10 protein-coding genes are annotated in these 11,541 nt (G+C 30.7%); 5 read left to right on the plus strand and 5 right to left on the minus strand.

Going from position 1 to position 11,541, the window contains the following annotated elements; all coding sequences use genetic code 11:
• Window positions 1-161 precede the first annotated feature (161 nt).
• Window positions 162-1,946 (plus strand): glycosyltransferase, encoded by a 1,785-nt coding sequence (locus tag JK634_RS17345; RefSeq protein WP_202768992.1) that lies wholly within the window; start codon window positions 162-164, stop codon window positions 1,944-1,946.
• 124 nt (window positions 1,947-2,070) lie between these two features.
• Here the strand turns inward: JK634_RS17345 and JK634_RS17350 are convergent, their stop codons facing one another.
• The 4 genes from JK634_RS17350 to JK634_RS17365 form a co-directional block, all read right to left on the minus strand.
• The gene (locus JK634_RS17350) at window positions 2,071-2,886 is read right to left on the minus strand and encodes a DNRLRE domain-containing protein (RefSeq protein ID WP_202768993.1); all 816 of its coding nucleotides are present in this window, start codon (window positions 2,884-2,886) and stop codon (window positions 2,071-2,073) included.
• Between the two features lie 73 nt (window positions 2,887-2,959).
• Window positions 2,960-3,265, minus strand: coding sequence for a hypothetical protein (locus tag JK634_RS17355; RefSeq protein ID WP_202768994.1), 306 nt, complete (start codon window positions 3,263-3,265; stop codon window positions 2,960-2,962).
• 212 nt (window positions 3,266-3,477) lie between these two features.
• Window positions 3,478-4,305 (minus strand): ABC transporter permease, encoded by an 828-nt coding sequence (locus JK634_RS17360; protein WP_202768995.1) that lies wholly within the window; start codon window positions 4,303-4,305, stop codon window positions 3,478-3,480.
• Entirely contained in the window at window positions 4,305-5,219 is a 915-nt protein-coding gene (locus JK634_RS17365) for an ABC transporter ATP-binding protein (RefSeq protein WP_202768996.1), read from the minus strand. Before JK634_RS17365 ends, JK634_RS17360 begins: the two co-directional genes overlap by 1 nt.
• Window positions 5,220-5,449: 230 nt before the next feature.
• On the opposite strand from JK634_RS17365, the gene JK634_RS17370 reads away from it, so the two are divergent.
• Both JK634_RS17370 and JK634_RS17375 read left to right on the plus strand, forming a co-directional pair.
• Entirely contained in the window at window positions 5,450-6,637 is a 1,188-nt protein-coding gene (locus JK634_RS17370; RefSeq protein WP_202768997.1) for a sensor histidine kinase, read from the plus strand.
• A gap of 15 nt (window positions 6,638-6,652) precedes the next feature.
• Entirely contained in the window at window positions 6,653-7,342 is a 690-nt protein-coding gene (locus tag JK634_RS17375; protein WP_202768998.1) for a response regulator transcription factor, read from the plus strand.
• 24 nt (window positions 7,343-7,366) lie between these two features.
• Here JK634_RS17375 and JK634_RS17380 read toward each other — a convergent pair whose 3' ends face one another.
• A complete protein-coding gene (locus tag JK634_RS17380; protein ID WP_202768999.1) occupies window positions 7,367-8,242 on the minus strand; it encodes an NAD(P)-dependent oxidoreductase in 876 nt (291 codons plus the stop codon).
• Window positions 8,243-8,373: 131 nt separating this feature from the next.
• Between JK634_RS17380 and JK634_RS17385 the strand changes: the two genes are divergently transcribed.
• The gene (locus JK634_RS17385) at window positions 8,374-9,948 is read left to right on the plus strand and encodes a multicopper oxidase family protein (RefSeq protein WP_202769000.1); all 1,575 of its coding nucleotides are present in this window, start codon (window positions 8,374-8,376) and stop codon (window positions 9,946-9,948) included.
• Window positions 9,949-10,089: 141 nt separating this feature from the next.
• The gene (locus tag JK634_RS17390) at window positions 10,090-11,397 is read left to right on the plus strand and encodes a hemolysin family protein (protein WP_202769001.1); all 1,308 of its coding nucleotides are present in this window, start codon (window positions 10,090-10,092) and stop codon (window positions 11,395-11,397) included.
• Window positions 11,398-11,541 lie beyond the last annotated feature (144 nt).

Genomic DNA, 11,541 nt, shown 5'->3' on the forward strand with positions numbered 1-11,541 from the left:
AGATTTCTGTTTTAGCACAGGGATCTTTTTGTTTAAATATAATTAATTAAGTTACTAACATTATAGACTGAGGTTTGTACATCAAAGAACTTTTAAGGTAATCTAACATATTATATAACTATATGGATAAATATTACACGATATACATGGAGGATTTAACTGTGAGTAATGAAGTGAGTTTATGTATGATTGTTAAGGATGAGGAAGAATATCTAGCAACCTGCTTAGAAAGTGTTAATAATATAGTGGATGAAATTATAGTTGTGGACACAGGATCCTCGGATAATACTGTAAGTATAGCTAAAAGTTATAATGCTAAGGTTTATCATCATAAATGGAATAATAGCTTTAGTGAAGCAAGAAATGAATCCTTGAAATATGCTACAAAAGATTGGATACTAATCCTTGATGCAGATGAGGAATTAAGTCATGAATCTATCGATATATTTAAAAGATTATTGGAAAGTTCGTTAAACGAGGACTTCATTTATTTTTTTGAAACTTTAAGTTATTATGGGGATTCAATAGATAAATCTTCTATGACTATAAACTTAAATCCACGCCTATTTAAAAATAATCAGGGTACACATTATGAAGGAGAAATTCATAATCAATTAATATACTCAGAAAGTAAGAGTGGTGTGATATGCAGAGATATAAAAATTTATCATTATGGTTATTTAAACAAGAGTATATTTTCAAAGAATAAGGAATTAAGAAATATAACTCTCTTAGAAGAACAAATAAAAAAGAATCCCAATAATTCATTCGCACATTTTAACCTAGGTACTGAATATGCAAGACTAGCTGACTCAGAAAAAGCTTTACGGCATTATTATAAATCTTATGAAAATTTTGATCCGAAAAATGGATACAGCTATTTACTGATATTTAGAATTGCTTTTGAATGTTATAAAATAAAAGATTATGAAACATCTTTAAAATTTATAAACATTGGAATAGAGCATTATCCTAAGTTTACAGAACTGTATTTTTTAAAAGCATTAGCCTACAAGGATAAGAATATGCCAACTAAACAAATAAGGGAATTAGAAAAGTGTGTTGAATTAGGTGAGGCGCCGCCTCAATATAGATGCATATTGGGAGTAGGGGATTTTAAGGCTTACTATGAACTAGGAAATGTATATTTAAAACTTAGAGATTATGATACTGCCTATAACTACTATGAAAAAGCCATAAAATTAAAACCTGATTTTGTTAGTTCAATATATCCTTTAGGATTTATACTAAAAAATAAAATTACACCAATAGATGAAATGAAAAAAATACTGGAAGAACTCTTGAAAAATTATTCTAAATCAAATGAAGTTATAGCAGATTTGTTTTATTCTCAAAGGTTTTATAAAACTGCATTAGAGTATATAGCCAAATGTGAGCAAATAGGAATACTTACAGAAGAGATGTCTATTCTCAAGGCAAAATGCCTTGTACGGGCAGGTGAATTTGAGGAGTGCATAAATATGGATGGAATGAGTGAGGAGAGTAACTCTTATGCATATTTTTTGGTTCATAAAATCCTGAGCAGTATATTAACTAATAATTATGAAAAGGCATTAAGCTTAATAAATAGTTTTAATACTGAAGCTTCGTCAGATTATAATAACAAGCTTATAGGAGTATATACCCAGTGTTTGAATATTTTTAAGGATGAGGAAGCTTCAGAAATATCTAATGATGAAAAAGAGACAGAGTCTCTTAAAATAATTCTAGAAATCATAGAGATATTGCTTATAAATGACAAATTTGAGGAACTTAAAGTAGCAGTAAATTTATTAACTTTGATAAGTAATAAAGCAACCCTACTTGAACTTGGGAAATTATATTATGACCAAGGATTCATTGATCTAGGAAGAAAAGAAATACTAAGGTCAATTAAAGAATTTGAAATATATGATAAGGTGGGGCTAGATATGTTACTAAATTAAATTTAGATATTTGATGCTCTATATGGTAATAATAAAAAGGTGCAAGTCATCTAGGAATATTTTTATAACTTTGACTATGCACCTCTTACTAATAATTGGTGATAGCGTAGAAGAAAATTGTATTCTATTCCTTGTATGAGCCGAATACAGCGCCTTCTACAGTATCACCAAGTTGTACTGGCGGTACAATTGCGACAGTATAAGTTGCAGATATTGAACTATCAGAAAGATTTAAAGAATTATCATATAAATGGGAAACGTAGTAATTGTCTATATTACTAGTTCCAGCTCTTGTTACTTTAACATTTACAACCGAAGCGTAGATTGATTCGGCAGCTACAGTCCCTGAGACATCAACATATTCTAAGCTACGAGGTTTAGGTTCTGGCTGAGGAGGTACATAATAATTTATTGTTTTTTGTTTATTAGGACAAACATTAGGACAAGTAGATATACTTAAATAAGGAATAAGATAAGGATCGCTACTGACTGCGGATCCAAATTTCGTAAGAATATCTTTTTCTTTGGTGAATAATATTATGCTAGTATTAGCCAGATTATTTTTAAACCAATAAGATACAAAATATGTCAAATCAACTGTTGCGGCAACTTTAGAGACCACCGGATAAAAGGTTGCTTTAATGATGGTATTAACTCTAGGACGATTGTTGAATGTTGTATAGGAACTAAAATAATCCAATAAGGGACTGATATAGAATTCTTTTCTACTATTATAGAAGTCATTAGTTTTAAACAGAACAAGTTCTGCACTACAAATACAAGAATCCTTTGGTATAACGGAAGTATCAAAAAAGAGATAACTAAAATACACAAAATTTTCATCACTACCAACCAATATTGTGTCTTCATTTATATTTCCATTAGGAATTCTATTTGTGACAGTTAAACTTTTTGTCGCTGGAATAAGCAAACTTGACAAATTACTTACCTCCTTTCTACATGATGAGGTAAAACATGGAGTCACTTAAGACCCCATGCTTAATTTTATCATCTTAAGGTTGAGTATATGACCATGATGTTATTACACCAGTAGTTTCATTAACAGTTTCTGTTGTAAGAAGCTTTGGAGTAATTGTTAAAGTATATGGAGCATTAGTAATGGTCAAAGTAGTAGTAGCCCCTGAATTATCATAGTCTATTGCTCTATAAAATGAACGGTTAACAGTTGATGTTCCAGTAGTAGTAACATTAAGAACTATCTTTAAGTGCCCTATTGAGTTAGGAGCAACAGATCCAGAAGTAGTAACAAAACGGTTTGTTGCTGATTGAGGAGTATCAAAGTTGACAGTTAATGCCATAAAAACACATCTCCTTAGTTTATTATTTTTTATCCTATATTAGTGTATGAAATTGCATATAAAAAGTTACATATTTATATATAACATTTAGAGCCTAATTATCTTACGATAATTAGGCTCTAAATTATTTAATCAATGAGATATAAGAAGAAGCTTTATTTATACATCCCCCATCAACACTTAAAGCGAACAGATTTGTATAAAGAGCAAATCTATTGCTTATGAGGATCAAAAACCTTAACTTTTGAAAAATCGGCTTTGTTAAATTGTAGTACACAAAGAACAAAGAATATAAGTCCCATTAATAAGATAATAAATAATCCCATATAAGGTTCAATTATAAATCCATTAATGTTAAAGGACACACCCTCTTTTACTAATTCAGCTGAAGATAGGTTTTGCATTTTCAAGGTAATATATCTAAATATTGATGTTGTATATGTTAATGGATTTATGTAGACAAAAGGTCTAAGTAATTTTGGCATAACAGTTGTTGGGATATAAGCTCCAGATAAAAAGGTTAATGGCATAGTAAAGGCAGTAATCATTATCTGGAAAGTAGTTGAACTTTTTGCAACACTAGCTAAGAATACTCCAATTGAACTGAAGGTTACTCCCACTAATAACATAACCCCAACCATCTCGGCAAATTGTAAGAAGTCAATGTTAAGACCCATAAATAGAGCCACAACAACTACTAGTATACCTTGAATAACAGCTATTGTTGTAGAAGAAAGAACTTGTCCAATTGATATCTGCCATCTAGGTATAGGCGATACTATAATTTCTTTCATAAAGCCCATTGATATATCCTCTATTATGTTTGTTGAATTACTTAAGGCCGCTTGGAACACCGTCATAATTATAATTCCAGATATTAAATAGTTTAAAGGTTGTTCAACACCTACAGTACTAGATTTCATAACGAATGAAAATATAAATAGGAAAAACAAAGACATAAATATAGAAAAGAATAATCTTAGCCTGTCCCTTATAAAGTTAGTTAAGTTTCTTTTTAGAATTGCAATCATTCCACGCATTATTCTCTAATCTCCTTTCCAGTGATAGCTAAGAATACATCATTCAAAGTTCCTTTTGTTGTTTCAAAATCTACAATTATATCTTTAAACGTAGTGATTAGCTCTATAATTCCATTAGTATCATTTGAATAAATAGTAAATACATTATCTTCTTGCTTATACTTGATAGAATGTATGTTTAGATGTTCAATTAATAAATAAGTTTGTAACACCTCGAGCTTGGTTATGCTACCAGTGTATTGCTTTTTAAGATTAGAAGGTGTGTCAAAGGCTACAATCTTTCCATGATCCATAATAGCAACCTTATCGCAAATTTCAGCTTCATCCATGTAGTGTGTGGTTAAGAAGATAGTTATATTTTTTTGCTTTTGAAGCTTATAAATATAATCCCATATATTTGCCCTTGTTTGAGGATCAAGTCCTGTTGTTGGTTCGTCTAGAAATAAAACTTTTGGGTAATGAACCAATCCTCTAGCTATTTCAACTCTTCTTTTCATACCCCCTGAAAGGCTATTTACAGGTGCTTTTCTCCAATCTTTAAGATCTACTAAATCTAATACAAAATCAATTCTGTTTTTAATATCATTCTTAGGAACATTATAAAATTCACAGTGAAACTTTAAGTTTTCTTCAACAGTTAATTTTCCATCTAGTGCAGACTCTTGAAAAACTATTCCTATATCATTTCTAACTTTATCTTTATGTTTAGACACTTCATAACCATTAATATTTAGGGTTCCTTCTGATTTATTTATTATTGTACAAAGGGTATTAATGGTAGTACTTTTCCCAGCACCATTTGGACCAAGAAAAGCAAATATAGATCCTTCTTCCACATTAAATGAAATATTATCTACAGCAGTAAAATCTCCATATTTCTTAGTAAAATTTTTAACATCAATAATGTTTGGCATATTTGTAACCTCCTGTTGTTCTGTTTACAGGATAATAATAATGGTAAATTATAAAATCAATTTAAAACAAATTTAAAGATTTTATAAAGAAGTATAAAAAGTTTTTAAACAGAATTTGATTGAAAGTAGCATAAGGATTTTATAAAATCTTTATAAATGCTTTAAGATATTTTTATTATTTATATATAAAATAAATTTAATATATATTGATAGTAATCTAGGGGGTAAAGATGAGTAATAGGAACGAATATAACGATAATTTTAATAGATGGAATAAACATATGAGAGAAGTAAGAAGAAGGCATATAGAGAAGCATAGATTAGAAAGAGAATTTCAAAGAAGAATACATGAGTTATATAGAGGGAGAAATGATTTTCAGTGGTATCATAGACATATTAAACTAACTAGGCCACTCATCATAATATTTAATCTTTTTATATGCTATATATTATTTAGAAATTTAGGTATGAAATCTATTGGAATTACTGTTGCAACAATAATTGGTATAGGTGGAATTATGCAATTACTTTTCCTTGTTAGCTTGGAGAAGAGAATTCTTAAACCTATAAGCAGGTTAAAACTAGGCGTGGAGGAAATCGCAAAAGGAAATTATGAAGTCTATGTTGATTCCGATGCTAGTAATGAGATAAATGTGCTTATTGATTCTTTTAATGAAATGGCTAAGAAATTGCAAGATGGTGAAAGATTAAAGCAGGAATATGAGGAAAATAGAAAACTTTTAATAGCAAATATTTCACATGATTTAAAAACACCAATAACATCCATTCAAGGATATATTGAAACTATGACAGATAGAAATGATTTGCCTAAAGAGACAATAGAAAAGTATCATCAAATAATATATAGTAATGCTGGCTATATGAATAAGCTAATAGATGATTTATTTTTATTTTCTAAGTTAGATATGCAAAAGCTAGAGCTTCAATTAGAAAATATAAATGTAAATGCTTTTATGGAAGATTTAATGGGGGAATTTAACTTTGAACTTGAGGAAAGAAATATAGATTTTACATATAGAGATGAAATTCAAGATAAATATTATGTTAATATTGACCGAAAAAGAATACATCAAGTGTTTAAAAATATAATTGGAAATTCAGTGAAGTATGGATCAGAAAATAACTTAAAGATTAATGTAAAGCTATATAGTAATAAAGAATTTGTATTTATAGATATAGAAGACAATGGTGAAGGTATACCAGAAGATAAGCTTCCGTATATATTTGATAGATTTTATAGAGTAGACTATGCTAGAACTAAAGATTTAATGAGTACTGGGTTAGGACTTGCAATAGCTAAAGAGTTAGTTGAAGCACATGGTGGAGAAATTACTGCCGCAAGTGAAAAAGGTGTAGGTACTTGCTTTACTATTAAACTTCCTATAAAAACAAATTAGAGAGGAGAAATAGCTATGAAACAGATATTAATTATTGAGGATGATATAAATATTGCAGAAATGGAAAGAGATTATTTACAGTTAAATGGATATAAGGTTGAAATAGTTAATGATGGAGCTGAAGGGCTAAAGCTAGCAATGCAGGGGATATATGATGTGATAATAGTTGATTTAATGCTTCCTGGTAAGGATGGTTATGAAATAATAAAAGAGATAAGAAAGAGATTTGAGATACCAATAATAGTTGTTTCAGCAAGAACAGAAGATATTGATAAGATAAGAGGCTTGGATTTTGGAGCTGATGACTATTTAACTAAACCATTTAGTCCAGCTGAACTAACAGCAAGAGTTAAATCACATATTAATAGATATGAGAGACTAAAGGGTACTAGTATCGCAGAACCAGAGCTGATAACTCATAGAGGATTAGAGATAAACACATCCTCTCATAGAATATTTGTTTATGGAAAAGAGGTTCAAATGACTTCTAAAGAATATGCCATTTTATTACTTCTTGCTTCAAATCCTAATGTCGTATTCACAAAGGAACATATCTTTGATAGAATCTGGGGCGATGAGTATTATGGAGATACTGCAACAATACCAGTTCATATACAAAAAATAAGAAAAAAGATTGAGAAGGATCCATCTAATCCAGAATTTATAGAAACCTTATGGGGAACAGGATATAGGTTTAAAATATAAAAAAAGCGACTAAGTCGCTTTTTTTTAATCTAGGTATAATTGATATAATGCTTGAGTACCTAAATCTTCTTTTCCTTGCTGTATAAGCTTATCATAAAGAGACTTGCATAAGTTAATAGTAGGAGTTTCTAGTCCTATAGAGTTTGCTTCCTCAATTGCTATTCCAAGGTCTTTAACAAAATGTTTTATATAGAAACCAGGAGCATAGTCTCCTTTTATTATTCTTGGTGCATAAGCATTTAGTTGCCAACTAGCAGCTCCACCAGAACCAATGGATTTTAATACATTTTCTATATTTAAACCTGACTTTTTAGCATAAGATAAAGCCTCGCACACACCCATAATGCTTCCAGCTATAGCAATTTGATTCGATAGCTTTGTATGTTGACCAGCCCCAGAAGGCCCTTGAAGTACAATATTTTCTCCCATCAATTCAAGAAGAGGCTTTAAATCATTAAATGCCGTAGAGTCACCACCTACCATTATAGAAAGGGTTCCATTTTTAGCACCAACATCTCCTCCAGATACAGGAGCATCAAGAACATAAATATTTTTTGCATTTGCAACTTCATATATTTTCTTTGCCAGAGATGGTTTTGAAGTGGTCATATCGATTATATAGCTGTTCTCTTTTGCATTATTAAGGATTCCATTTTCAGATAAATAAACTTCCTCAACGTCCTTAGGATATCCAACTATAGTTATAATAACATCAGAAGCAGAAGAAAGTTCAGCAATAGAATCCATCCATTTTGCGCCATTTTTTATTAGGTCCATAGCTTTTTCTTTGGTTCTATTATAAACCAAAACTTCATAGCCGCCTTTTAATATATTTGAAGCCATGGATGCACCCATAACACCTGTTCCTATAAAGCCAATTTTAATATTTTTATTTAACATAGTGAAATCCTCCAAAAAAATAATTCTTATTCTAATTATACTAAAAATAAACATTTAGGGGATGAGAACATATATTATATTAAGATAAAATATGTAAATTTCAAAACTTAAACTAATGAGGAGGAAATAGTATGCAACTAGAAAAGTTTGTAGATGAACTCCCAAGACCTAGAGTATTAAAACCAAAAGGATCAGTTGATAGGTTAGAGTATTATGAAGTTCCTATGAAGGTAATAAAGCAAAGTCTTCATAGAGATTTACCACCTACAGAGTTATGGGGATATGATGGAAGCTATCCTGGTCCTACTATTGAGGCTAGAAAGGATAATTCAATACTAGTTAAGTGGACAAACGAACTTCCAGTTAATAGACACTTATTGCCAGTAGATACAACAATACACGGCGCTGAACCACCTAATCCACACGTTAGGACAGTTGTTCATCTTCATGGAGCAAAAGTCTCTCATGATAGTGATGGATACCCATCAGCTTGGTTTACTAATGGCTTTAAAGAAGTTGGACCAGATTTTGAAAGAAAAACTTATTTGTATCCTAATAATCAGCAGGCGACTTGTTTATGGTACCATGATCATGCAATAGGGATAACACGCTTGAATGTTTATGCAGGACTTGCAGGATTTTATATGATACGTGATAACGAGGAGCTATCTCTTAACCTTCCAAAAGGTGATTATGAAATTCCAATAGTTATTCAAGATAGAAGTTTTAATGAGGATGGAAGTTTATACTATCCAGCTGAACCAACTCCACCAGTTCCTGATGTATATCCATCAATTGTTCCAGAATTCTTTGGGGATACAATATTAGCAAATGGGAAAGTATGGCCATACTGCGATGTAGAGCCAAGATTGTACAGAATTAGATTATTAAATGGTTCTAATTCAAGATTCTATACTCTTAAGTTTAACCCTGTTAATGGTAAGGCACCTCATGTTATGCAGATAGGAACAGATCAAGGATTACTAGAAAGACCGGTTCACTTAATGGAATTAATTTTAGCACCAGCAGAGAGAGCAGATTTATTAATAGATTTTACAGGTCTTGATGGACTAGAATTTGTACTAGCTAATAGTGCACCTACTCCATTTCCAATGGGAGAAAATCCAGACCCCAATACAACAGCTAATGTTATGGAATTTAGAGTAGGTAATATTGTTAAAAGCTATAAAAATAACACTATGCCAGATAGATTAGTTGAAGTTGAGAGATTAGATCCTGATTGTGCATGCAAGATACGAAACCTTACCCTTGATGAAAGTACAGATCAATATGGCAGATTATTGCTTCTTTTGACTGGACAGAATTGGAATGATCCAATTACAGAAACACCTGTAATCAATAGTATAGAGATATGGAGATTTGTAAACACCACTGTTGATACTCATCCAATTCATTTGCATCTAGTAAAATTTCAGATATTAGAGAGGCGCCCTTATGATTTAGCATACTATAATGCAACAGGAGAAATAAAATATACAGGGCCAGCTAGATATCCAGATTCAAATGAGAGAGGATGGAAAGATACAGTTAGGGCTAACCCAGGTGAAATCACATCCATTATAGCAAGATTTGAAGGCTATTTAGGAGTATATCCATGGCACTGTCATATTTTAGAGCATGAGGATCACGATATGATGAGACCATATAGAGTAGTGAAAAAAGTTTGTGATAAAAATAAATATTAAGACAATTTAAGAGGATAAAGCTAAAACTTTATCCTCCATTAATATAATATTGAAATTTATGAGATAATATATAATTATGAAAGTTAATTAATATGATATAATCTATTTTAATATAATTTCACTATGGAAGGGGAAAAGTACATGATTATTTTATTTAACATCATAGTTGTACTTTTATTAGTAGCTATGAATGGCTTTTTTGTTGCAACGGAATTTGCCATGGTGAAGGTAAGAAAATCAAGAATAGATACCTTGGTTTTAGAAGGGGATAAGAAAGCAAAAGATACTCAAAAGGTAGTAAACGATCTTAATTCTTATTTATCGGCGTGTCAGCTTGGAATAACTTTAGCATCATTAGGGTTAGGTTGGGTAGGTGAGCCTGCAGTTGCAGATATATTAGCACCTCTATTTAAATTATTTAACTTATCTGAAGTTACAGTTCACTCTATTTCATTCATACTTGGATTTGCAATAATAACAGGCTTTCATATAGTTCTTGGAGAACTTGCACCTAAATCATTAGCTATCATTAGTGCAGAAAGTATAGCAATGCATACGGCATTTCCACTAATTATGTTTTATAAAATTAGTTATCCAATTATGTGGGCATTTAACCATAGCACTACTTTAGTATTAAAAATATTTGGGATCTCGCAAGTTCATGAACATGAAGCAGCTCATACTGATGAGGAAATAAAAATATTAGTAGAAGAGAGTTATAAGCATGGACTAATAGACAAAACAGAGTTAACCTTTCTAGATAATATATTTGATTTTTCAGAGAAAACAGTTAAGGAAATAATGATACCCCGTACAGATATGGCTTGTATTTTTTTAGAGGATTCCTTTGAAGAAATAATACAAACATGTCTAGAAGAACAATTAACTAGATATCCTGCGTGTAGAGATAGTAAGGATAATGTTATAGGTTTCATACATATAAAGGATTTATATAAGCAGAAAATAGAAGGCAAGAGTGAAGATATAGAGAGTATTGTGCGTGAAATAAAATTCGTTCCTGAGTCAATGTCTATAAGTGTGTTATTTAAAATGTTCCAAAAGGAAAAAGAGCAAATGGCGATAATTATAGATGAGTATGGCGGGACTGCAGGTCTAATAACTATAGAGGACATTCTTGAAGAAATTGTTGGAGAAATTCAAGATGAATTTGATGAAGAAAGTGACGAGATAATAAAAATAGAAGAAGATAGTTATCTAGTTGATGGAAAAGTATTGATTGAAGATATTAATGATTTATTAGGAACAGAGATTCATGAAGAAAATATAGATACTATCGGTGGATGGGTGTTCTCTCAGCTAGATTCATATCCAGAGGTTAATCTTAAGGTAACTTTAAAAGGATATGATTTTATAGTGACAGAATGTGATAATAGAAGGGTAAGTTCTGTATTAATTAAGAAGGCATCTGTGGGAGAAGTTTCTGAATAATAAAAAACTCTTTTAGTCTATATAACTTAAAATGTACCCTATAGAATAGACAATTAAAAAAAGCCTATTCTATGGGGTACTTTTATGTATAATAGAATAAATATCATTAGGAGAGATGAACTATATGAGCAAAAAAATATTTAC

Origin of the sequence: Clostridium paridis (assembly GCF_016765615.1) — a bacterium.
Taxonomy (GTDB): Bacteria; Bacillota; Clostridia; order Clostridiales; family Clostridiaceae; genus Clostridium_T; species Clostridium_T paridis.

Coding starts and splice junctions, on each gene's coding strand:
- JK634_RS17355 (WP_202768994.1), bottom strand. CDS start 3,265: ATGGCATTAACTGTCAACTTTGATACTCCTCAATCAGCAACAAACCGT.
- JK634_RS17360 (WP_202768995.1), bottom strand. CDS start 4,305: ATGCGTGGAATGATTGCAATTCTAAAAAGAAACTTAACTAACTTTATA.
- JK634_RS17365 (WP_202768996.1), bottom strand. CDS start 5,219: ATGCCAAACATTATTGATGTTAAAAATTTTACTAAGAAATATGGAGAT.
- JK634_RS17370 (WP_202768997.1), top strand. CDS start 5,450: ATGAGTAATAGGAACGAATATAACGATAATTTTAATAGATGGAATAAA.
- JK634_RS17375 (WP_202768998.1), top strand. CDS start 6,653: ATGAAACAGATATTAATTATTGAGGATGATATAAATATTGCAGAAATG.
- JK634_RS17380 (WP_202768999.1), bottom strand. CDS start 8,242: ATGTTAAATAAAAATATTAAAATTGGCTTTATAGGAACAGGTGTTATG.
- JK634_RS17385 (WP_202769000.1), top strand. CDS start 8,374: ATGCAACTAGAAAAGTTTGTAGATGAACTCCCAAGACCTAGAGTATTA.
- JK634_RS17390 (WP_202769001.1), top strand. CDS start 10,090: ATGATTATTTTATTTAACATCATAGTTGTACTTTTATTAGTAGCTATG.